The organism is Listeria monocytogenes ATCC 19117 (assembly GCF_000307025.1).
Lineage (GTDB): Bacteria > Bacillota > Bacilli > Lactobacillales > Listeriaceae > Listeria > Listeria monocytogenes_B.
Genome location: NC_018584.1, coordinates 2007369 through 2030936, shown reverse-complemented (window position 1 = coordinate 2030936; position 23568 = coordinate 2007369). Strand labels below are relative to the sequence as shown.

At 36.7% G+C, this 23568-nt stretch carries 19 protein-coding genes and 1 riboswitch; of the genes, 18 read left to right on the top strand and 1 reads right to left on the bottom strand.

Features of this window, described 5'->3' with window-relative positions; translation table 11 throughout:
• The first annotated feature begins 123 nt into the window (after positions 1–123).
• The 13 genes from fur (at position 124) to LMOATCC19117_RS09950 (ending at position 17913) form a co-directional block, all read left to right on the top strand.
• On the top strand, positions 124–576 hold the full coding sequence (fur, locus tag LMOATCC19117_RS10010; RefSeq protein WP_003728777.1) for a ferric iron uptake transcriptional regulator: 453 nt from the start codon (positions 124–126) through the stop codon (positions 574–576).
• 153 nt (positions 577–729) lie between these two features.
• Entirely contained in the window at positions 730–1623 is an 894-nt protein-coding gene (xerD, locus tag LMOATCC19117_RS10005; protein ID WP_003725943.1) for a site-specific tyrosine recombinase XerD, read from the top strand.
• Positions 1624–1651: 28 nt separating this feature from the next.
• Entirely contained in the window at positions 1652–2836 is a 1185-nt protein-coding gene (deoB, locus tag LMOATCC19117_RS10000; protein ID WP_003725942.1) for a phosphopentomutase, read from the top strand.
• Positions 2837–2854: 18 nt separating this feature from the next.
• The gene (locus tag LMOATCC19117_RS09995) at positions 2855–3673 is read left to right on the top strand and encodes a purine-nucleoside phosphorylase (RefSeq protein ID WP_003730814.1); all 819 of its coding nucleotides are present in this window, start codon (positions 2855–2857) and stop codon (positions 3671–3673) included.
• 180 nt (positions 3674–3853) lie between these two features.
• Complete coding sequence (gene lysA, locus LMOATCC19117_RS09990) at positions 3854–5164, top strand: diaminopimelate decarboxylase (RefSeq protein ID WP_003727989.1); 1311 nt, start codon at positions 3854–3856, stop codon at positions 5162–5164.
• 15 nt (positions 5165–5179) lie between these two features.
• Entirely contained in the window at positions 5180–5929 is a 750-nt protein-coding gene (locus LMOATCC19117_RS09985; RefSeq protein ID WP_003723598.1) for a segregation/condensation protein A, read from the top strand.
• Positions 5926–6522 (top strand): SMC-Scp complex subunit ScpB, encoded by a 597-nt coding sequence (gene scpB, locus LMOATCC19117_RS09980; RefSeq protein ID WP_003734411.1) that lies wholly within the window; start codon positions 5926–5928, stop codon positions 6520–6522. The genes LMOATCC19117_RS09985 and scpB overlap by 4 nt, the downstream gene beginning before the upstream one ends.
• Before the next feature lie 2 nt (positions 6523–6524).
• Entirely contained in the window at positions 6525–7259 is a 735-nt protein-coding gene (locus tag LMOATCC19117_RS09975) for a pseudouridine synthase (RefSeq protein ID WP_003723596.1), read from the top strand.
• Positions 7260–7441: 182 nt separating this feature from the next.
• Positions 7442–8158 (top strand): response regulator transcription factor, encoded by a 717-nt coding sequence (locus tag LMOATCC19117_RS09970; RefSeq protein ID WP_003725938.1) that lies wholly within the window; start codon positions 7442–7444, stop codon positions 8156–8158.
• Positions 8159–8258: 100 nt separating this feature from the next.
• Entirely contained in the window at positions 8259–10049 is a 1791-nt protein-coding gene (locus LMOATCC19117_RS09965) for an ATP-binding protein (protein ID WP_003725937.1), read from the top strand.
• Between the two features lie 15 nt (positions 10050–10064).
• Positions 10065–10583 (top strand): acyl-CoA thioesterase, encoded by a 519-nt coding sequence (locus LMOATCC19117_RS09960; protein WP_003725936.1) that lies wholly within the window; start codon positions 10065–10067, stop codon positions 10581–10583.
• Positions 10584–10712: 129 nt separating this feature from the next.
• Positions 10713–10835: riboswitch (FMN riboswitch) on the top strand.
• Positions 10836–11024: 189 nt separating this feature from the next.
• Positions 11025–11636, top strand: a complete 612-nt coding sequence (locus LMOATCC19117_RS09955; protein ID WP_003725935.1) for an ECF transporter S component — start codon at positions 11025–11027, stop codon at positions 11634–11636.
• Positions 11637–11901: 265 nt separating this feature from the next.
• Positions 11902–17913 carry a bacterial Ig-like domain-containing protein gene (locus tag LMOATCC19117_RS09950; RefSeq protein WP_003734412.1) on the top strand — a complete coding sequence of 2004 codons (6012 nt, stop codon included), beginning with the start codon at positions 11902–11904 and terminating at the stop codon, positions 17911–17913.
• Positions 17914–17976: 63 nt separating this feature from the next.
• Here the strand turns inward: LMOATCC19117_RS09950 and LMOATCC19117_RS09945 are convergent, their stop codons facing one another.
• Positions 17977–18201, bottom strand: coding sequence for a ferredoxin (locus LMOATCC19117_RS09945; RefSeq protein WP_003740630.1), 225 nt, complete (start codon positions 18199–18201; stop codon positions 17977–17979).
• Positions 18202–18355: 154 nt separating this feature from the next.
• On the opposite strand from LMOATCC19117_RS09945, the gene LMOATCC19117_RS09940 reads away from it, so the two are divergent.
• From LMOATCC19117_RS09940 to cmk, 5 genes are all read left to right on the top strand, one after another.
• Positions 18356–19363: a helix-turn-helix domain-containing protein gene (locus tag LMOATCC19117_RS09940; protein WP_003734413.1), complete on the top strand. Its 1008-nt coding sequence runs from the start codon at positions 18356–18358 to the stop codon at positions 19361–19363.
• Entirely contained in the window at positions 19360–20763 is a 1404-nt protein-coding gene (locus tag LMOATCC19117_RS09935; RefSeq protein ID WP_003734414.1) for a RecQ family ATP-dependent DNA helicase, read from the top strand. The genes LMOATCC19117_RS09940 and LMOATCC19117_RS09935 overlap by 4 nt, the downstream gene beginning before the upstream one ends.
• A 319-nt stretch (positions 20764–21082) precedes the next feature.
• The gene (locus tag LMOATCC19117_RS09930; protein ID WP_003725931.1) at positions 21083–21802 is read left to right on the top strand and encodes a LysM peptidoglycan-binding domain-containing protein; all 720 of its coding nucleotides are present in this window, start codon (positions 21083–21085) and stop codon (positions 21800–21802) included.
• An 80-nt stretch (positions 21803–21882) separates the two neighbouring features.
• Complete coding sequence (locus LMOATCC19117_RS09925) at positions 21883–22845, top strand: asparaginase (RefSeq protein ID WP_003723587.1); 963 nt, start codon at positions 21883–21885, stop codon at positions 22843–22845.
• Between the two features lie 15 nt (positions 22846–22860).
• Entirely contained in the window at positions 22861–23535 is a 675-nt protein-coding gene (gene cmk, locus LMOATCC19117_RS09920) for a (d)CMP kinase (RefSeq protein WP_003725930.1), read from the top strand.
• Positions 23536–23568 lie beyond the last annotated feature (33 nt).

Below are 23568 nucleotides of genomic sequence, written 5' to 3'. Positions count from 1 at the left end.
TGAAAAAAGTGAATTCCTAACTTGCATTTTATTTATAATTATTATAAGCTGTATTTATTGTTAAATGATAATGATGATAATTTAGAAAGACAACTTGTTGTAGCAACCAAGGGAGGAACCATAATGGAAGGTCGTATTGGACGCATTAAAGCACAACTTCATGATGCTAGTTATAAATTAACCCCACAGCGAGAAGCTACTGTTCGCGTTTTACTGGAAAATGAAAAAGATCATTTAAGTGCCGAGGAAGTTTTCTTGCGTGTGAAAGATATTGCACCTGACACTGGCCTTGCAACCGTTTATAGAACGTTGGAACTTTTAACCGAATTACGCGTGGTTGATAAAATTAATTTTGGTGACGGTGTTTCTCGGTATGACTTGAGACAAGAAGGCGCCAAACATTTCCATCATCATTTAGTATGTTTAGAGTGTGGTTCTGTAGAAGAAATTCAAGAAGATTTATTAGAAGATGTGGAGAAAATCGTCGAATCGAAGTGGAATTTTCTTGTTAAAGACCATCGACTGACTTTCCAAGGGATTTGCGCAGATTGCAGACAAAAATCTAAAAAAGAATAATACAAGAGTTTGGGATAATTTATCTCAAACTTTTTTTATGATTAAAAAAGATGGACTGAATTGCGCGAAAAGTATTATAAGTCTTTTTCTATTAATTAAACGTTTTCAGTGGGAGTGTAACATGGTAGAATAGGATTTGTGGAGGAAACGCTTATGAATGATTTAATAGAAGATTTTTTACATTTTTTAATTGTAGAGAGAGGTTTATCCGCGAATACAATCAAAGCTTATGAACGAGATTTACGCTATTTTGTTTCTTATATGGATGTAGCGAAGGGATTAACAGATCCGAATACACTTGAACGAAGCGATATAGTTGGTTTTATGGCATTTGCAAGACAAGAAGGGAAATCAGCAAGAAGTGTGGCGCGCTATATTGCTTCACTGCGATCTTTCTTTCATTATTTAATGCACGATGGGAAAATGTCACATGACCCAATGATTCAAATTGAAACGCCGAAACAAGCCCAGGGATTACCAAAAGTTTTGAACCTTGATGATGTCGAGAAGTTACTTAGTTCCTCTGATACGAGTACACCACTTGGATTAAGGGACCAAGCAATGATGGAAATTTTATATGCGACAGGGCTTCGTGTAACGGAACTTGTCAGCCTGAAAATGGACGATTTACATCTTCATATGGGTTTTATTCAAACGATTGGTAAAGGAGATAAAGAAAGAATTATCCCGCTTGGAAAAACGGCAACAACTGTGTTAGAGAAGTATTTAGAGGAAGCGAGACCAAAACTTCGTAGACCGAAATACCGAAATGATTTTGTGTTTTTAAATCATCACGGCCAAGGACTCACAAGACAAGGTTTCTGGAAAATTTTAAAAGGTATTGCGAAAGAATCAGGCATTGAAAAGCCGATTACACCGCACACCTTGCGTCATTCATTTGCCACTCATTTACTTGAAAATGGGGCTGATTTAAGGTCGGTTCAAGAACTCCTTGGTCACGCCGATATCTCCACTACACAAATTTATACACACGTAACAAAGCTGCGGTTGAAAGATGTCTACAAACAATTCCACCCGCGCGCTTAAAAAATATAGTTGAAAAGGATGAGTAAATATGCCAGATAAATTTAAACGAGTACATGTAGTTGTAATGGATTCAGTTGGTATTGGAGAAGCACCAGATGCTGCTAAATTTGGTGATTTTGATGTAGATACATTTGGACATATTGCCAAACACGTCGGCGGACTAAAAATGCCTGAAATGGGCAAATTAGGTCTATCGAATATTCGAGAAATAGACGGAATTAAAAAAGCAGAAAAACCACTTGCTTACTATACAAAAATGCAAGAAGCTTCGAACGGTAAAGATACAATGACGGGTCACTGGGAAATCATGGGCCTATACATTGACACGCCTTTCCGCGTATTCCCAGATGGATTTCCGGATGATTTAATCAACCAAATTGAAGAAAAAACAGGACGTAAAGTAATTGGAAATAAACCAGCGAGCGGAACAGAAATTATGGCTGAACTTGGAGAAGAGCATGTGAAAACAGGTGCGCTTATTGTTTACACATCAGCTGACTCAGTTTTACAAATTGCAGCACATGAAGATGTCGTACCTTTGGAAGAATTATATGAAATCTGTGAATTCTGCCGTAAAATTACACTAGATGACCCGTACATGCTTGGTCGTATTATCGCTCGTCCATTTGTCGGCGAACCAGGTGCGTTTGTTAGAACGCCAAATCGCCATGACTATGCGCTAAAACCATTTAAACCAACTGTAATGGATGCTTTAAAAGATGGCGGTAAAGACGTGATTGCCATTGGTAAAATTTCTGATATTTTTGATGGTGAAGGTGTTACGGAATCTATCCGTACGAAATCAAATATGGACGGAATGGATCAATTTATCGCTGTGTTAGATAAAGATTTTAACGGTATGAGTTTCTTGAATTTAGTAGACTTTGATGCACTCTTCGGACATCGTCGTGATCCACAAGGTTATGCAGATGCGCTCGTTGATTTTGACGGTCGTTTAGTAGAAGTAATGGAAAAACTAACAGATGATGATCTATTAATTATTACAGCTGATCACGGAAATGACCCAACATACTCTGGCACAGACCACACACGTGAGTTTGTACCATTACTTGTATACTCACCACGCTTCAAAAATGGTGGTTCAGAATTAGAATTACGCAAAACATTTGCCGATCTCGGCGCAACAGTTGCGGATAATTTTGAAGTGAAAATGCCTGAATATGGAACAAGTTTCTTAAAAGACTTGAAATAGGAAAAGGGAGGAACAAAAATGAGTTTAGAAAAAGTAAATGAAGCAGTTGTGAAAATTAGAGAAAGTTACAATGGTACACCAAAAATTGGTTTGATTCTTGGTTCAGGTTTAGGTGTGCTTGCGGATGAAGTAAACAATCCGACAAAACTTTCTTATAGCGAAATCCCACATTTTCCTGTTTCGACAGTAGAAGGACATGCTGGCCAATTTGTTTTTGGTGAGTTGGAAAATAAAGAAGTTGTTGCAATGCAAGGACGTTTCCACTTTTATGAAGGCTATTCAATGCAAGATGTTACTTTCCCAGTTCGTGTGATGAAAGAGCTTGGTGTAGAAGTGCTTGTTGTGACGAATGCGGCAGGTGGCGTAAATGAATTATATTCTGCTGGAGACTTAATGTTGATTTCTGATCACATTAACTTTACTGGAACGAACCCGCTTATTGGACCAAATGATGAGCATTTTGGACCGCGTTTCCCAGATATGTCCGAGGCGTATAATTTAGCTCTACGTGTGGATGCTAGACTTATTGCTCAAGAACTTAATTTGACTATCCGTGAAGGTGTTTATGCTGGATTTAGCGGTCCAACTTACGAAACACCTGCTGAAATTCAAATGATGCGCACACTTGGTGCAGATGCAGTTGGGATGTCCACTGTACCGGAAGTAATCATTGCGAACCATGCTGGATTACGAGTGCTAGGTATTTCTTGTATTACCAATATGGCAGCCGGAATTCTGGATCAACCACTTTCTCATACGGAAGTTATTGAAACAACAGATCAAGTTCGTAGCACGTTTTTACAATATGTAAAAGCTATTGTTGCTAAAATTTCTTAAAATAATTGGTAGCTAATCTCAGTCCAAATTTGTTATTTTCTGAAGCAAGGAGATAATAGATTTGGGCTGAGTTTTTTACGTATTTGATAATATTTTCAGATAGTTATTGTCGCTCGGCTTCTTAGTGTGCTACTATATAAAAGAACTTTTAAAAATCTATAATGTAAAGGTGGGATTGGCGTGACGTTTGAACGGCTTGGAACAATGAATGTAAATGCAGAAGGACATCTCGAAATTGGAGGGGTGGACACTTTAAAGCTTACTGAAAAATATGGTACGCCACTTTACGTTTATGATGTAGCGCTAATCCGTGACCGAGCAAGAGGATTTAAGAAAACATTCGAGGAACTAGGCGTAAAAGCACAAGTGGCTTATGCGAGCAAAGCATTTTCTGCAGTAGCGATTTATCAGCTGATGGCCGAAGAAGGTTTATCACTAGATGTTGTTTCAGGCGGAGAACTTTATACAGCAATTAAAGCAAATTTTCCTCCTGAGAGAATTCATTTTCACGGAAATAATAAAAGTGCAGAAGAAATACATATGGCGCTTGACTATGGCATCGGTTGTTTTGTTATCGATAATTATTATGAAATTAGTTTATTAGAAGATATATTAATAGAACGAAATGAAAAGGCATCGGTTTTAATTCGCGTGACACCGGGGATAGAAGCTCATACACATGACTATATTTTAACAGGCCAAGATGATTCGAAATTTGGATTTGGACTTACAAATGGACAAGCTGAAAAAGCGATTAAACAAGTGCTTCATGCAAGTGCGTCCTTTGATTTAATTGGCCTACACTGTCATATTGGGTCGCAAATTTTTGAAACAACGGGTTTTAAATTAGCGGCTCGTCGTATTATGGATAAATTAGTTGAATGGCACCAAACGCTGGGATTTGATTCCAAAGTACTTAATCTTGGTGGCGGTTTCGGTGTCCGTTATACGGCAGAAGATGAACCTCTTGAACCTAGCGAATATGTGCGCCAAATTATGGATGAAGTGCGGGATGTGGCTAATAATAACGATATTGATATTCCAGAAATTTGGATTGAGCCAGGTCGTTCCCTTGTTGGTGAAGCAGGTACAACACTTTATAAAGTTGGATCGCGTAAAGAAGTTCCGGGAATTCGGAATTATATCGCAGTTGACGGCGGCATGTCTGATAATATCCGTCCAGCGTTATATGATGCGCATTACGATGCTGTTCTTGCGGCAAACCCAGAGAAAGTCGCAGAAGAAACAGTGGCTATCGCAGGAAAATGCTGTGAGTCTGGTGATATGTTAATATGGGACTTACCACTACCGAAATCAAACGCCGGTGAAGTTTTGGCGGTATTTTGTACTGGAGCCTATGGTTATGCGATGGCAAGTAATTATAACCGTATCCCAAGACCACCAGTTGTTTTTGTGGAAAACGGAGTCGATAAATTAATCGTTGCCCGCGAAACATATGAAAATTTAGTGCAAAATGATCTTTCATTATAGTAGGGCGGGACAGATATGGTAGAAATGAATTTTAAAGTGGACGCGTTTGAAGGACCGCTTGACTTACTTCTTCATTTAATTGGACAACTAGAAGTCGATATTTATGACATCCCTATGGCTGAAATTACGGACCAATACATGGAATTTGTTCATACAATGCAAGAAATGGAATTAGATGTCGCGAGTGAATATTTAGTGATGGCAGCAACTTTACTAGCAATTAAAAGTAAGATGCTACTTCCAAAGCAAGAACTGGAAATCGATTATGATACACTAGAAGAGGAAGAGGATCCTCGTGATGCTTTAGTCGAAAAACTAATGGAATACAAACGATTCAAAGAAGCCGCAAAAGAATTAAAAGAAAAAGAGGCGGAACGGAGCTTTTATTTCAGTAAACCTCCAATGGATTTAGCAGAATATGATGATGGTACTAAGGTGGCAGAACTGGACGTATCATTAAACGATATGCTAAGTGCTTTTAACAAAATGCTACGTCGGAAAAAGTTAAATAAACCTCTCCATACAAGAATTACAACACAAGAAATCTCCATTGATCAAAGAATGGATTCTGTTTTAGAAAAATTAAATTTACAAGTCAATCATCGCTTGCGATTTGACGAGTTATTTGAAGAACAAACGAAAGAGCAACTTGTCGTTACGTTTTTGGCTTTGTTAGAATTAATGAAGCGAAAATTGGTCGAAGTAGAACAAGCGGAAAGTTTTGCGGATTTATATGTGCAAGGTAAAGGGGAAGAAATATCGTGAACAGAGAAGAACAATTAGGCGTATTAGAGAGTTTGCTTTTTGCGGCGGGAGATGCGGGGCTTTCAACGGAACAATTAACTGAAGTCATGGAAATTACGCACATTGAAGCACTCAATTTACTAGAACTTTTAAGTGATCGATACAACGGAAGTGCTGACAGAGGTTTAATTCTTTTGGAGCTTGCTGGAACATTTCAATTAGCTACGAAAAAAGCGCATGCAGAATTTTTACGTAAATTAGTCGATGTTCCAAGCAACACCGTTTTATCGCAAGCATCATTAGAGACATTAGCAATTATTGCTTACCGCCAACCAGTTACAAGAATGGAAGTAGACGAGGTTCGCGGCGTTCAAACAGATGGACCGATTCGAACTTTAGTAGCCAAAGGACTTGTAACGGATAAAGGTCGTGTCGACGGAGCTGGACGAGCAAAACTTTACGTTACTACAAGTGAGTTTTTAGATGCTTTTGGACTTAATTCTCTAGAGGATTTACCAAAACTTGCTGATCCAGCGACAGATGAACCAGATCAGAATGAAATGGACCTGTTTTTTGACCGGTTTAACCAAAGTAAAGAACAGGAGGAGGAATAAGAATGGAACGTTTACAAAAAGTGATTGCAAATGCAGGTATTACTTCAAGAAGAAAAGCAGAAAAGCTTATTCAAGAAGGTAAAGTAACAGTGAACGGGAAAGTAGTCACAGAATTAGGTGTGAAAGTTAGTGGTACGGAGCGAATTGAAGTTGAGGGAATTCAACTAACAAAAGAAGAACATCGCTATTTCCTTTTTTATAAGCCAAGAGGAACGGTTTCGGCTGTAACAGATGATAAAGGTCGTACAACTGTAGCGGATTATTTTGCAGATATTCCTGAAAGATTATACCCAGTAGGGCGACTTGATTATGATACATCTGGTTTATTATTAATGACCAATGATGGGGATTTCGCTAACTTACTAATGCATCCGAAAAATGAAGTTTCCAAAACATATATCGCACGAATCAAAGGTATTCCTGAACGTGAAGTGATTCGTCAGTTAGAACGTGGTGTGGTGATTGATGGTCGCAAAACAGCCCCAGCAAAAGTAAAAGTACGTTCTTCTGATAAAACGAAAGATAAAGCTATTGTAGAAATCACGATTCATGAAGGTAGAAATCGTCAAGTCCGTAAAATGTTTGAGGCTGTTGGTTTTGAAGTGCAAAAATTATCAAGGGAAGAATACTCGTTCTTGAATTTACGCGGTTTAAACGCAGGTGAGCGTAGAGAATTATCACATCATGAAGTAAAACAATTAAAAACAGAAGCAAGATTTGGTAAAAATAAAAAGTAACTTTTCATACAAAATATACTTTCTAATAGCGTGTTTTGTGAAAAACATGTATAATTTAAATCGTAGGAAATTTGGTATAGGCAATTGTATGGTTTTTTCGTATGTGGGTACGGAAGATTCCATTTATCTGATTGAATGTAAATGATCGTTTTATGTAAATGAGAGTTAGGGGATGAGTACTTATGAGTGAACAAGTTAGAGTGCTTGTTGTGGATGATGAGGACCGGATACGACGCCTTCTTAAGATGTATCTTGAAAGAGAAAACTATCGTATTGAAGAAGCTAGTGATGGTGATCAAGCATTAAGCATGGCGCTGAACAATAATTATGAAGTAATCCTACTTGATTTAATGATGCCTGGTAAAGATGGCATCGAAGTTTGTCGTGAACTGAGAGAGTTTAAATCCACACCTGTTGTCATGTTGACTGCAAAAGGAGAGGAAGCTAACCGAGTACAAGGCTTTGAAGTTGGTGCAGATGATTACATCGTAAAACCATTTAGCCCAAGAGAAGTTGTGCTTCGCGTGAAAGCTGTTCTTCGTCGTGCCAAACAATCCTCAGAAGAATCAGCAGGAGGAACACCGGGAGACATTATTACCTTCCCACATTTGAAAATTGATAACGAAGCTCACCGTGTTATTGTCGACGGAAAAGAAATCGGTTTGACACCGAAAGAATATGACTTGCTTTATTATTTAGCGAGATCTCCGGATAAAGTATTCGACCGCGAGTCTCTTTTAAAAGAAGTATGGCGTTATGAATTCTTTGGCGATTTGCGAACAATTGATACACACGTTAAAAGGCTTCGCGAAAAATTGCATGATGTATCAGAAGACGCCGCTAGAATGATTGTAACAGTTTGGGGTCTTGGATATAAATTTGAAGTTCCAGAAGATTAATAAACCAGACTAAGATAACGGGCAAAGACGTTTAATCGGCAAGTGTTATGCCGCACGTGCTTTGTTCGTTATTTTTTTGCGAGGACCGAGGTGAGAATAGATGAAGATTTGGAATAGTATTGTTGGGAAAATTTGGAGTACCATTATTCTCTTACTGATAGGGATTTTAGTTATTTCTGGATTTTTAGTTGCAATGATTTATGAAAAAAATAACATTACTCAAATAACAAATGAATTAGAAGACAAAACAGCTAGTATCATCACTGTAATGCAAGAAAATAATGAAGTAATCTCTGCTGAAAATAATAATGATTCTGCACTGATACTACTTGATGATACGATGGGCGTCATTATCGAACAAAATGGAAAAAGCGTCTATCAATCACAGTCACCAGATACCATTTCTAGTGCATCTGCTAATAAATTAATTCAAGATAAGACACTAGATAAAGCTTTAGAAAAAGATAATAGTGTAACGATGAAATATAATTTTAAAACAGAAAAAAGCTCCTTACCGGTTGAAATTTCTGCACAGAAATTCAAACTAGCGAACGGTGAAACTGGTGTTGTTTACGTTTATCAGTCTTACCATGATATTCTAAAAGTGAACGAAAAAACGATGAGTACTTTGATTATTTCGGGTATTATTGCGATAGTCATCACGTCTATCTTATCTTTCGTCTTTTCTTCTCGCATGGCTTTCCCGCTTCGTGAAATGAAAAAAATTGCGATTGCTGTTTCTAAAGGGAACTTTGATAATCGCGTACCAACTTATACGCATGATGAAATTGGTGAACTCGGAGTAGCTTTTAACGATATGGCAAAGCAATTGAAGTATAATGTTAGCGCCCTTAGGCAAGAAAAGGAACAGCTATCCAATATTTTAGTTGGGATGGCTGATGGTGTTATTAAATTTAGTGTGGATAAAACGATCATTCTTAGTAATCCGCCGGCAGAAGAATTTTTACATAATTGGTTCTTCTCACCTGAAAATACCGAAAAAGTGCTCATTCCAGTGGCTTTAAATGAATTATTGAATGATACGTTAGAAAAGAAAGAATCTCAAGTCGGAGAAATTACGTTTGCTGACCATACGTATGTTGCCATTTTAACACTTTTGTATACAGGGGAACATGTGCGTAGTGTCGTTGCGGTTATTCGCGATATGACCGAAGAGAAACAACTTGAAAAAATGAAAAGCGATTTTGTTAATAATGTTTCGCATGAACTTAGAACGCCGATTTCGATGTTACAAGGTTATAGTGAAGCGATTATTGACGGGGTTGCTCAGTCGGATGAAGAAGTGCGGGAGTTTGCACAAATTATTTACGATGAATCCCTTCGTATTGGGCGTTTGGTTAATGATATGCTAGACCTTGCTAGAATGGAAGCTGGTTTTAATCAAATGGATAATCAAAAATTACCGCTCGCTCCATTGCTGCGAAAAGTTATTTCTAATTTTGACGTTCTTGCGAAAGAGAATTATGTGGAACTCGGCTTAGAGCTTGAAACTCCCGATTTAGAGTATTCCTATGACCCCGACCGGATGGAGCAAGTATTAATTAATTTAATTATGAATGCTATTCGTCATACTGGAAAAGAAGGCTATGATGGAAAAGTAATTTTAAAACAAACCATTGATGAAGCTAGAAGCAATCTTGTAATCACAGTATCTGACAACGGTAGTGGGATTGCGGAAGAAGACATCCCATATCTGTTTGAGCGTTTTTATAAAGTGGATAAAGCAAGGAAACGCGGAAAAGCAGTTGGAACAGGTATTGGTCTTGCAATCGTTAAGAATATTGTAGAAGCACATAATGGGAAAATTTCGGTTGAAAGCGAATTAGGTAAAGGATCTGATTTTATTATCACTTTGCCTCTCTATAAATAGATTGGAGCGAAAAACATGGAAAAAAGACAAACAAAATTTTGCAAAGAATCACTAGTAATTAAAACAAGCCGGGTTTTCCCGTCGGACACGAATAATCATAATACCCTTTTTGGCGGTAGATTGATGACTTATATTGATGATACGGCTTCTATCAGTGCCTCTCGTCATTGTCGTACGGAAATTGTCACTGCATCGACAGACTCAGTGGATTTCTTAAAACCGATTAAAAATGATCACTCTGTTTGCTTAGAGTCTTATGTAGCTTCAACGGGCAGAAGTTCAATGGAAATCTTCGTTAAAATTATTGCGGAGAATTTGAAAACAGGAGAACGTTACTTAGCGGCGACATCCTTTTTAACATTTGTAGCGTTGGATGCAGATGGTAAAACTGTAGAAGTGCCACTCGTTAAACCAGAAACAGAAGAACAAAAAAGAATCCACGCGGGTGCTGAGGCAAGAAGCATTGCTCGTAAAATTCGTTTAAAAGAAAACCAATCATTAGCGGAATCATTATCAACAGATATTCCATGGTGAATTAATAAAAACTAGCTAAGCAGCTAGTTTTTATTTAATTTAGATAGAAAGCGCTTACGTGAAAAAATATACAAAAGTGCTTGCCAAAAATTTTTTTCATGGTAAAATGAAAATTGTAATAAAATATTCGTTCATCTTCGGGGCAGGGTGCAATTCCCGACCGGTGGTTAAAGTCCACGATCTGCTTTTTTAGCAGTTGACTCTGGTGTAATTCCAGGACCGACAGTATAGTCTGGATGGGAGAAGATGTTGGCAGACCTTTTCGTTTGTCTTCACGAGCATGTGTTAGCAAGCTGTGATGCTTATTTGAGTATCCGGTGCTTGTTTATTCATTCACAAACTCTCCCTCAACTCTTTTCAGTTGAGGTTTTTTATTTGCTTGGGTTGCATTCGTCTAGTGATGTCACTCGCTTCTTGGTGAACATCAAGGGAGAAATGACAATGAAGAATTATTCAATGAAGGTTTTTGTAAGTGTGGCGGTTCTTGGTACTTTAGCATTTATTTTAATGATGCTACAATTTCCGCTACTACCGAGTGCACCATTTTTAAAGCTTGACTTTAGTGATATTCCAGCTTTGATTGGTGGCTTATTATTCGGACCACTCGCAGTGATTTTAGTAGAACTAATCAAAAATGTGCTACTTTATATTGTGTCAGGTAGTCCAGTTGGAGTTCCGATTGGAGAAATATCCAATTTTATTAATGGTATTGTTTATGTATTACCGATTTATTATTTATTTCACTGGTTTCGTTCAACAAAAGGAATGGTGTTTTCAACAGCAATTGGAACGTTAGTAATGACAGTCGTCATGTCGATATTTAATTATTTCATTTTATTACCATTTTACATTAAACTTGGTGGACTTCCGGCGGATACAGATGTTGCTTGGTTAGTCACATATGCGATTATACCATTCAGTTTATTAAAAGGAGTCATTGTTAGTGCTGTATTCTTGTTACTATACTCTAGACTAAAAAAATGGATTGCTAAAAACCAAACTGTAAAAGAACGGCGCAAATTTGAAAAAAAGCAACAAGAAGTTAGCCATTAATTTATCCAAAACCACTCTATAATAAAGAGTGGTTTTTTATTTTTCTTCTAAAATGGCAGCTTTTGCGAATTAATTGTGTCTTAAATGTGTCTGAAACGTGCTTTTGATGTGACAAATATTTGTATGAATTTGCGAATAGTGCTGTTTTTTTTAATAAGGTGTTTTGCGACTATGTACACTCGATAAAATCGTCTGATAATATTAAATTATCTCTTGGAGATTTGTTAATAAAAACAACCAGAATATGAGAAGGAGGAAAACTAATATGATAAAATCGTTGTACATACGTCGTTCCTTGATGATGCTAATAACAAGTTTACTAGTAGTAAGTCAACTAAATTTAACGGTTTTTCAAGCATTTGCAGAAGAAAAAGGCGAAGAACCACTTTCTTATGAAGTTCAAGAAGAGCTTTCAAAAGATAAAAAGAAAGCAAAGCTTAAAATTAAAGCAACATCTAATAATAATCAAGTTGAAATTCTAAGTATTGAAACACCAGACGGTAATAAAATTGAGGGAAAAGAAGCCGAGTACACGGCTGAAAAAAATGGTGATGTTAATTTTATTATTAGCTATAAAGAAAACATAGAAGGAAAAGAAACAGAGATTAAAACATTTAAAGCCTCCTATGAAGTAAAAAATTTAATAATTGAAAAAGAAGAAGCTAACCAATCAAAAGATTCAGTTAAACAAAATGAAACAAAAGCACCTCTAAAGAATAATCAACTAAAATCAGGTAATGATGCTACTGTCACATTAAATATTCCTGCTTATGATGGTACTGCTTGGGCAAATGGCGATATCAAAGATGTTAATGTTACAGTAGACTTTAGTAATAGTACATCTACTAGTAAAGAGGTGGAATTCACACTGCCAGACGGTATGAGATTTGTATCAATTCCCGTTCCCAGCAGTTTTCAAGTACCAACAGGTGTGGACTCTGGGGTGATAAATCGTTTAAGTGCGGGGGACCCGATTGGTACTGCAATAACATCCGTTACTATTCCAAACAAAGAAACAACCTACGATAAAGCTACTTTCGGGACAGTTAATTATAAACTTACTCCAGGAACTGAAAAAGTAAGTTTTAACTTTTCTGTTCGTGTAGATGCTAATAAATACTATGGTGCAACTGATCTAAAAGCCCCTATTAAAGTAGAAGCTTTTGTGGGAGATAATAAAATGGCGATTGCTTCAGAAGAAAAAGCAATTCGTGCAGAAGGAAATAAAGTGGTTGGTTATGCTAATCAAACACATGTAAGTACTATGTTCAGAAATTGGTATAAATCTTTTAGAACACCTGATGTATTAGCGAGTACAGATGATGAAGATTCTTATGCATATACAAAAAGTTACTCTGTTGTAAATGGAATGAATCAAGTAGATGAAAGAGGAACTAATATCTTTTCACCTAAGAATGTCTCGACTACCCTTTATTATCCAGAAGGTATGGAATATGTCGGGGTAGTAAATGAAAAATATGCACTTTTAAATGAGAATGCTAATACTACGATTACTCATTATCCGGAAGAGAATAAAGTGGTGTTCGATTTTAAACAACAGAACTTTAAAGGAGTAACAGATACGGTATATGCGATAAAATATAAAATACCAAAAGGAACGCCAGCAGGAACATATACCGCTCCTAAAGTGCCACATGCAGTCATCACGACATATGACGATAAAGTATTTGAATCTGATGCATTAACAAACAATTCTACAGATTTAACAACTAAGGCAACGTTAGATGCTTGCCGAGTTGTAGATTCGACCGAAAATAAAATGGCACTAATCGTGGGAAACAAAAATATTAATCCAGATAATGAAACTTGGGCAGGGAATGTTCGAATTAATAATAAAGATACTGCCGGGACAAAAACTAATCAAGTCTTCCAAATTGAATTTGATTCAAACTGGGAAGCTTCAATTGTTAACATCCCATTTGATGGGAATAGAAAAGATAATGATATCACTAATATTCAATACAAAACTAATTTTGATGATACTTATCAAACATACAATGGGAATCTTCCTAAGAATAGTATGAAAAATATTGCTATCTTAGAAGCTGATGCAGTCGGACTTCAACCAGGAGAATACTTTACTGAGGTGAAAGCGAATGTAGGCGATTTTTCTACAGGATATACAAGCTACTCAGAATCTGGTGGTTTTGGTGAGGAATCAACAAACTCCTATGGTATTGTTAAACCAGGCATTTCTTCTGTTCAATTTAAAGTATCCATTTGGGATGAGGCAGATGAAGTAAATACGAAAGTCTCGGGTACTTCTGTTTATAGTGTTGCCGATAATATTACGACAGCGGCGAACGGAACAGCTAATTTTTATAATGAACAAGGACAAGTAATCAAAACTGCTGGAGCTGGAGATAAATTTACTACAAAAGCTACATTGGTATTATTTAACTATCCATACGGGACACGTACAGTCCTTAATGATCCTGAAGTGTATCTTCGTCAATTGGATGGTACTAAAATTCTTCCGTCTTCTATTAAGTTAACGGATCAAGATGGAGAAGAGATTGAGTTCTCTATTAAAATAGAAACCGCCAAGAATGGAGAGAAAGTGTATGTTTTAAAAACAAAAGATGCAACAGTTGGTAGGTATGTTGGTTATCCTTCTAAACATAAATTTTTAAATATAAGTTATGATACTACGATTGATGTAACATTAGATAAAAGTCTTCATACTGACATCCAACAACTTCTTGCTTGGGGAGGCCCAAATGTAAAAGTTGCTACAGCTGCGAATACTTTCATGGATACAGGTCTTGATGTCAATCAAAATGGAATAGAAAATGAACGTCTGCTTTCTGCGAATAGCAGTACTTTAAGTGTTCCAAAGCAAGATGCAGTCACAGTAGAAACATTCTTAAATTTGGCTGGAGAAGGAGCAAAAGCATCTTATGTAGAAGGTGACGATAGTACAGTTTCCTATTTTACACCAGGAACGGAAGCGGATTATACAGTCCGTGTTACAAATACATCTACTGGTATAGCAAGTGCTTTTGAACTCTATATTCCAATTCCAAAGACCGGACAAAATTTTGGTTCTAAATTCCAAACGGAGACATTTAAGTGGGATATGAAACTAAATGATGCTGTGCAATTAACAGATGAACAAAAAGCACAATTTGATATTAGTTATGCAACAGAAGCAAATAAAAATAACTATGAATCAGAAAGTGTCTATAGCGCTGTTCCCTCTGATTATGGGAAAGTCAACATGGTTCGTATCAAAGTGAAGACAAAGATTGATCCCGGTGAAACACAAACAATCAAAGTTCCACTAAAAGTAGATGAAACTTTTAATTCTGCTACAGAGGGAAATAAAATAAGTGAACGCGATGTATATAACCCTTACTATCGTGTAACTACGAATGCTTATTCTGGAACATTACCAGGAACTAAAGTTGGAGCAGAATTAATTATTTTAGAAGCAAGCGGTTTTCTTTTCCAAGATAAAGATGCAAATGGTTTGTATGAAAAAGCTCAAGGAGATACAGCACTCGCAAACGAAACTGTTGAACTTTATAAATGGAATGAAAATACCTCTAACTATGAGCCGTTCTTGAAAAATGGTGAGCCAGTCAGCGTTAAAACTAATGCTGATGGAAAATACACCTTTAATTACAATTTGAATTTATCTTACGGGAAATATGCAGTGAAGTTTCCAGAAAGAGCTGGAAATCAGTTTACTTTGAAACAAGTGGGGCAAGATAATACGATAAATAGTACTGTATCCAATAAGGGTACAGACAAAGGTTGGGTAAAAGAAATTGATCCAGCTCAACCGGTATCACAAAACATTAATGCTGGTTACATGGAATACGCGCCGGATAATGATCTTAAAGTTAATCTTAGCGCCAAAATCGTACAAGCTGGTAAAAGTTTAAAAGTAACATTGCCGAAAGTAAGAGCAACTAGTGGAGAAGCGGTAGAAGATACGATTGAACCGTCGTTCTTTCACAATATTCAAGCGATTACAGATGGTTACAAATGGACTAGCAATGATACGACTTTAGCAACTACACAAACTGCTAATGATGGTTCTGGAATAATTGTTGGTATTTCTGCCGGAAACAAAGCAATCGCAACAACTGATATTGGTATTACAATCAAAGATATTTTTGATACAGAGAAAAAATCTACTGCACCTGTATATATAACTGAGCCAAGTGCTACGATAGACCAAAAAGAGGGACTTATCCTTGGCGCAATGAATTTTAGTTTAGAATACAAAGATTCAAATAAGCTAACTGAAACGGAAGCAATTACTTTAGCAAAAACAGCTAGTTTTGAAGAAGTGAAGACAGGTGTACTTTCTACTGCACAAGATTGTACTAGTTCCGTAAAAGTGGATGCCAAGCAATTAAAAGCTATCCAAGAAGGCTCTAACCAAGGTGGAACTTACCCGTTGACCTATCAAGTTGCTAAAAATGGGAAAACAGCGGAAGTAGTTATTCAAGTGAAAGTTGAAAAAGATTTAACAACTGTCAATGTACATGATTCTATTTTGTATTTGGGTGATACATGGACGGCAACTGATAACTTTGATAGTGCGCTAAACAAAGTAGGTGAAACAGTTCCATTTGGAGACATCCAAGTAGAAGGATCTGTTGATACTAATACAGCAGGAATCTATTCAGTCACATATACGTACAAAGGAGTGTCTAAAAAAGCTAAAATTGAAGTTAAAGAAAATTTGACAGAAATTAATGCACACGACTCGACAATTTATACTGGCGACACTTGGCGAGCAGGTGATAATTTTGACAGTGGACTTGATAAAGATGGCAATGCCTTGAGTCTAAAAGATTTGACGGTTATTGGAACAGTAAACACAAACCTAGCAGGCGTATATACGATTACGTATAAGTATGAAGATACTGTAAGTTCAATTACTGTTACTGTAAAAGAAAATAAAAAAGGAATTAATGGGCATGACTCGTCAATCTATGTAGGAGAAGCATGGACAGCGGCGGATAATTTTGATAATGCAGTTGATAAAGACGGGAAGCCAGTTTCTTTTGCTGATATAAAAGTGAAAGAAGAGCCTAAAGTAGATGTCAACAAAGCAGGCAGATATCAAATCACCTATAATTATGATGGTGCCTCGACTACTGTTACTTTAACTGTGAAAGAAATCAAAACAGCTATTAATGCACATGATTCTATTCTGTATATTGATGATAATTGGTCAGCAAAAGATAATTTTGATAGCGCTAGGGATAAGGATGGAAATATAGTATCCTTTAATGACGTACAAGTCTTGGGAACTGTTGATACAAGTCAAGCAGGAACATACCCGATCACATATGTTTATGCTGGAATTACCAAAACCATTCAAGTAATTGTTAAACATCCCAAAACAGCTGTGCGAGCCCATGATTCAGTGATTTATGTTGGAGATAATTGGAAAGCTCAAGATAATTGGGACAATACGCTCGATAAAGCTGGTCAAAAAGTGAAATGGAAAGATATTACTGTCAAAGAAAATCCTGCCGTGGATGTAACAAAGCCAGGCGTCTATGAAGTTACCTACAGTTATGACGGTATTTCTGCCACGATTAATGTAACCGTGAAACCAAGAAAAACGACTGTAAAAATTCATGATAGTAGTTTTTATGCTGGAAATAGTTGGAATGCGAAAGATAATTTTGACTATGCAACGAATAAAGCAGGTGAAAAAGTAGCATTCAAAGATATTACTGTCGCAGGTAAAGTTGATAGCAAAACACCGGGAACATATGAAATTAGCTATGTATACGATGGTGTGAAAGCTGTTGCTAAGGTCACTGTTTTGAAAAACCATTCTATTTTGATGGTGAAAGATCGTGTCATAAAAGTAGGCGAGAAATGGAACGCGAAAGATAGCTTTATTCAAGCAACTAGACGTGATGGAAAAAATATTCCATTTTCACAAGTAAAAGTGCAAGGAAAAGTAAATCTGAACAAAGCAGGCAAATACCAAGTTATATATTCAGTAGATCCAAATGAAGGAACTGAAGACGCAGGGAAACAAATGTTGTCAGTAACTGCTACTATTCAGGTTGAAAATAGAGGAGATGCGGGGTTACAAGATAATGAACCACGAAGCGTAAAAGATAACAATCAACGCGCTGCTAACTCCAACGATATCAAACTCATTCCTAAAACAGGAGATCAAACAAATCAGTGGGTTTTATGGGCTGGCCTTTGTTTGACTGGTTTAGCAATGCTTCTATGGGGATTTGCTCTAAGGAGACGAAAAGTGAAATAATATTTATTAAAAATAAAAAAGGAAGGTTTCCAAACAGCGGAAACCTTCCTTTTTCGTGTATTATTAATGAAATGAACTATCGGAAACTTTGATAGAAAGCGAAGGACAGGCAAATTCTGCGTCAATAACCGTTTCAACCAAGTCTTCGGGGATTACTTTTGTTCCAGTGTTATTATCTAATATATTAAAGGCAAGACCTTCTGTATCATAATCAAAAACATCAGGTGCATGAATGGAACAAGCGCCACAAGCAATACAAGTGTCTTTTTCGACAAGACAATACTTCAATTTTCTACGCTTCCTTTCTAAAATAACTATTTGCAGCCAGATTTTTTCTTTTTCTATTGTACCATATTTTGAAAAAGTTTTTTTCGGAAAAATTAATGTAGAACAAGTGTTTCTGTGTTATGATTATGGTACAAAAAAAGGTGGTGGACATGTCTTGGATAAGCTAGATAACTATATTATGACAATTTTAGAAAAAAGTATCACACCTAGAAAATTACCATTTTTACATACTGTTTTAGCTGGAAGAAGAACTGGACAAGCTGTTCAAGATATCCATCTTTTTCAAATGCAACATTTATTTGGACTAGTGCCAAATTTAAAAGCAAGCTATTTAGAAAAACGAATTTCGGAATTAGTGCACCAAGGTAGCATTCTTTCTACTGAAAATGGTTATGTGACACAAGGGCAACTAGTAGCTATGTTTGAAAATGATTACCCAAACTTCCAAGGTTTTACATTTCAAGGGCAAGCTTTTGCTTTTTTTGCCCATTTGCGACTCGCAGTTCAAGTTGTTAGTAACATTCATCATCATGAAAGCTATTATTTACCAGTTATTCGTGATAAGAAAGTCCAACAATTTATTAAGCATTGGGTGAAGCACCGAGATAAATCTAATTTAGCGAATCAGTTATACGGTGAACTCGTTGCATGGATGAATAAATTAGCAGTTGCTCGACCAGCGTTTTTAGTGGAACGTTTTTCTGGGGGCGAATTAATGGGCTATACTACAGAACAAATTGCCTCAAAATATCAAGTGGAGAAGTGGGACGTTTATTTTGAGGTGCTCCATGAGGTTCACCGTTTGCTTATAGCGATGAAAAAAACCCCCGAAGAATGGCCGATTCTAGCTAGTCTTGTACCGGATGAGCTCAATGGGTTAACTAGTTCTGCCATGCAAACCTATGTATTATGGCAAAATGGAGCTGATTTAGAAGCAATCGAGCGAATTCGGAATTTGAAAAAGAGTACCATCCATGATCACTTTGTAGAAATCCGAGCTACTTTGAAAGAAGCGAATGTTCCTTATTTACCAGAAGAGACAATCATCCAAACGATTATTACAAAGAAATGGAATTTACTGCGTGAAATAAAAGCGGAGTTTCCTGATTTGGATTATTATCAAATTCGGTTAGCAGTTGTTAGTAGGGAGGGTAAGCAGTGAACTTAGAAAAGGAATTAAAAGAATATCTTGGTTTTGATGAGTTCCGCCCTGGCCAAAAAGAAGTAATTGAAACAGCTTTAGCAAAGCGAAATTGTTTTGCTATGTTACCTACTGGAACAGGAAAAACCATTTGTTATCAATTAGCGGGTCATTTGATGGATGGATTAGTATTGATTGTTTCTCCACTTCTCTCCCTTATGCAAGATCAAATGGAGCGAATGCGTGCTCACGGAGAAAAGCGAGTAGCAGCGCTTAATAGCTTTTTAAAACGAGAAGAAAAAGGGCAAGTCCTTGCAAACATTCATTTATATAAATTTATTTTTTTATCACCAGAAATGCTAAATAATGAAACGGTGAAAAACTTACTATTAAAACAAAGAATCAGCTTATTTGTCATAGATGAAGCGCATTGCATTTCGCAGTGGGGACATGATTTTCGCCCTGATTATTTGATGTTAGGTAAGTTCATTCAAGAAGCCGAATTTCCTGTGACTATGGTGCTGACAGCTACGGCAACCAAGAAAGTTAGAGCAGATATTTTAACGCAATTACATCTAACGGATTGTGTGCAAATTGTTTATTCTGTTAATCGACCGAATATTTCTTTACAAGTGGAGAAATTTTCTAACCAGCATGTAAAAAAAGACCGTTTATATGCGCTTGTTCGCAAACTACAAACACCCGGAATTATTTATTTTTCTAGTAAAAAATTAGCGGAAAGCATTGCGCATGAATTAAGCGAAATTGCTGATTTAAGAGTAGCTTATTATCACGGGGATATGGATACAGAAGATAGAATTATTATTCAGCAACAATTTGTTTACGGGCAGCTGGATGTTATTTGCGCCACTAGCGCATTTGGAATGGGGATAGATAAAGCTGACATTCGCTATGTTATTCATTATCATATGCCTGCAGATTTGGAAGCATATTTGCAAGAAATTGGTCGAGCAGGTCGTGATGGCGAAAACAGTGTGGCGATTCTCTTATACGCGAATGGAGATGAATTCATTCAAATGCAATTAGCCGATCAAGATATCCCAGATGCCAACTTAATGAATCTGACGAATGAACAACGCAAAACGTTACCTGAAACAGAGCAACGTTTTATTGAATACTACCAAAGAAGTGGTTTAAGTACGAAAGAATTAACCGACAAAATGGATTATCGAAAAAAATGGAAGCGGGCTAATTTACAACAATTTATTGGGTATCTGCATACAACGGATTGTCGCCGTAATTATATTCTACGATACTTTGAAGAAACGCCGTTAGAAGTCACCCCAGAAAACTGTTGTGATTTGGATGGAGCAGAAATAATCGATTTTGAAAAAAGACCAATAACACAGCAAAAAGAAATTCCAACATGGGAAGCTTATTTAGCTTATTTATTGCAATAGTTTTGCTGTTACGAAATTTGACAAAAACTATATAGTTTCATATTTTTTGTGAAAAAAAGACTTGTTTAAAAGTAAAAAAATTGTTATTATTTTGTTCAGTAATCTATATAAAATCAACATAAATTCTATGCCAGAAGTACTAAATTATAATAATTCTTGCTTTTTTTTCTAAAAAAGTGGTTTAAGTGTTGTTGTATGTTGCGTTTATGGGTATAATTATTTCAAAGGTATTTCATTTATTAACATCATATGTAACACTTCTCTGTGCCAATAATAGTGCATAGGATAAGTTTAGAAAGCACTAAAGGAGGAACTTTGAGTGGTAAAAACAAGAAAAGAAAAACGGGAATACGAAGAACCGGCTGATTATGATATGAGTTCTGAAGGTCAAGATGAATTCAACAATGAACCGCCAATGTTATCCCGTTCTGATAGCAGAAGAGGAAAAAAGAAAACCATTTTTAGATACCCATTACTTAATTTATTGATTGTTTTTTTTCTATTAATACCAATCGTTATCGTGATTGTATTTGTAACAGTACAAAATATGGGTTCATCAAATGAAGTGAAAACAGAAACAGAATCAACCGTAAATGTATCTGACAACACGCAATCTAAAGAAGAAAAAGAAAAAGCGAAAAAAGCTGCCGAAGAAAAAGCAGCGGCTGAAAAGGCAGCTGAAGAGAAAAAAGCTGCCGAAGAAAAAGCTGCGGCAGATAAGAAAAAACAAGAAGAAGATGCAGTGAAAGCTGCAAATGCAAAAAAAGAACAAGAAGCTGCCGAAGAAAAAGCTGCGGCTGACAAAGCTGCTGCCGAGAAAGCTGCTGCTGAAAAAGCTGAGCAGCAAAAAGCGAATGAAGCCTCACAGCAAAAAGCTGGAGGATCTCATACTGTTAAAGCTGGGGACACCCTTTATAGTATTGCACGTTCAACATATGGACAAGCGGGGGCAGCTGCTGGAGTAGAAAAAATTAAACAAGCCAATGGACTAGGAAGTGACAATGTTCCAGTTGGTACAGTTCTAACAATTCCACAGTAATAAACAACACTGAATGGGTCTGGGAAACGCTTCCGAGACTCATTTGTTTGTTTAAAAGGAAAATGTAGGGGGGAATAACCATGGCAAAAGTAGCACTAATTACAACAGGCGGTACAATTGCAAGTAAGAAAACAGCATCAGGAAAACTTGCATCAGGAGAATTATCTGGAGAAGAATTAGCTGCATTATGCCAATTACCAACAGAAATTCAAATTGATATCTATTCTACTTTCCAATTACCATCTATGCACATTACGCTACCTGATTTAATCAGTCTGAAGCAACTTATCGAATCTATCTTCATGGATGAAACATATGATGGAATAGTAGTGACGCACGGAACAGATTCATTAGAAGAAACAGCCTATTTTCTTGATCTTGCAGTAACCGATGCGCGACCAATCGTAGTAACTGGATCTCAGCGAGCACCTGAGGAGCCAGGGACAGATGCCTATGTTAATATTCGTCATGCAATTTATACAGCGTGTGAAATAAATTTACGTCAAGCTGGGACAGTCGTTGTTTTCAATGAACGAATTTTTGCAGCGAGATATGTAAAAAAAGTTCATGCATCCAACATACAAGGTTTTAGTGCTTTTGGGTTTGGCTATCTGGGTATTATTGATAATGACCAAGTTTTTCTGTATCAAAAACCACTGGAGCATGAGTGTTTTGATATTCGCCTTGATTTACCAGAAGTGGTTGTGATTAAATGTTATATTGGTGCAGATGGTTTGTTTATTGATGCAGCGATAGATAGTGGCGTATCAGGAATCGTTTTAGAAGGTGTTGGACGAGGGCAAGTGGCGCCAAAAATGATGCCAGCTATTATCAGAGCATTAGATGCGGGAATTCCAGTTGTCATAACAACAAGTGCGGAAGAAGGAAATGTATATACTACATATGATTATGAAGGTAGCACGTTTGACTTGTATAATCGTGGCGTTATTTTAGGAAAAGATTACGATAGCAAAAAAGCACGGATGAAATTAATGGTACTTTTAGCATCACAAGAAGAAATTAATCAAACCAATTTCAGATAAAAGGAGTTTTATTTTATGACTAAAAAGATATGTATCGCGATTGATGGACCGGCTGCGGCTGGGAAAAGCACGGTGGCGAAAATCGTTGCAAAAAAATTGCGCTTTGTCTATATTGATACGGGTGCCATGTATCGTGCAGTAACCTATATCGCTTTAAAAAATAACATCGCATATGAAGACGAAAAAGCTATAGCTACTTTACTCCAAAAAACAGTTATTCGTTTTGAACCTGGCGAAGTACAACAAGTATTTGTAGGTGAAGAAAATGTCACAGAAGTGATTCGTTCTTTAGAAGTGACCAATCATGTATCTATCGTTGCCGCACACCCGTCTATTCGTGAAGCACTCCAAGAACGTCAACAAGTTTTTGCTACAGAAGGCGGAATTGTAATGGATGGTCGTGATATCGGTACTGCAGTTCTTCCTAACGCCGAACTAAAAATATTCTTACTAGCAAGCGTAGAAGAACGAGCGGAACGTCGCTATAAAGAGAATATGGCGAAAGGTTTTGCTGGAGACTTAGGCCAACTCAAAAAAGAAATTGAAGAACGAGATCATTTAGATTATACAAGAACACACTCCCCCTTAAAAAAAGCAGATGATGCCATTGAAGTAGATACAACATCAATGTCGATTGATGAAGTAGCCAATAAAATTCTTTCACTAGCAGAACTAAAAATCAATAATTAGCAAAAAAGTGCTACATTTTCTTAACTAAATGGA

Excerpts from the sequence above, each read along its gene's own strand:
- fur (WP_003728777.1), top strand. The coding sequence starts at position 124 with ATGGAAGGTCGTATTGGACGCATTAAAGCACAACTTCATGATGCTAGT.
- xerD (WP_003725943.1), top strand. The coding sequence starts at position 730 with ATGAATGATTTAATAGAAGATTTTTTACATTTTTTAATTGTAGAGAGA.
- deoB (WP_003725942.1), top strand. The coding sequence starts at position 1,652 with ATGCCAGATAAATTTAAACGAGTACATGTAGTTGTAATGGATTCAGTT.
- LMOATCC19117_RS09995 (WP_003730814.1), top strand. The coding sequence starts at position 2,855 with ATGAGTTTAGAAAAAGTAAATGAAGCAGTTGTGAAAATTAGAGAAAGT.
- LMOATCC19117_RS09985 (WP_003723598.1), top strand. The coding sequence starts at position 5,180 with ATGGTAGAAATGAATTTTAAAGTGGACGCGTTTGAAGGACCGCTTGAC.
- LMOATCC19117_RS09975 (WP_003723596.1), top strand. The coding sequence starts at position 6,525 with ATGGAACGTTTACAAAAAGTGATTGCAAATGCAGGTATTACTTCAAGA.
- LMOATCC19117_RS09970 (WP_003725938.1), top strand. The coding sequence starts at position 7,442 with ATGAGTGAACAAGTTAGAGTGCTTGTTGTGGATGATGAGGACCGGATA.
- LMOATCC19117_RS09965 (WP_003725937.1), top strand. The coding sequence starts at position 8,259 with ATGAAGATTTGGAATAGTATTGTTGGGAAAATTTGGAGTACCATTATT.
- LMOATCC19117_RS09960 (WP_003725936.1), top strand. The coding sequence starts at position 10,065 with ATGGAAAAAAGACAAACAAAATTTTGCAAAGAATCACTAGTAATTAAA.
- LMOATCC19117_RS09955 (WP_003725935.1), top strand. The coding sequence starts at position 11,025 with ATGAAGAATTATTCAATGAAGGTTTTTGTAAGTGTGGCGGTTCTTGGT.
- LMOATCC19117_RS09950 (WP_003734412.1), top strand. The coding sequence starts at position 11,902 with ATGATAAAATCGTTGTACATACGTCGTTCCTTGATGATGCTAATAACA.
- LMOATCC19117_RS09925 (WP_003723587.1), top strand. The coding sequence starts at position 21,883 with ATGGCAAAAGTAGCACTAATTACAACAGGCGGTACAATTGCAAGTAAG.
- cmk (WP_003725930.1), top strand. The coding sequence starts at position 22,861 with ATGACTAAAAAGATATGTATCGCGATTGATGGACCGGCTGCGGCTGGG.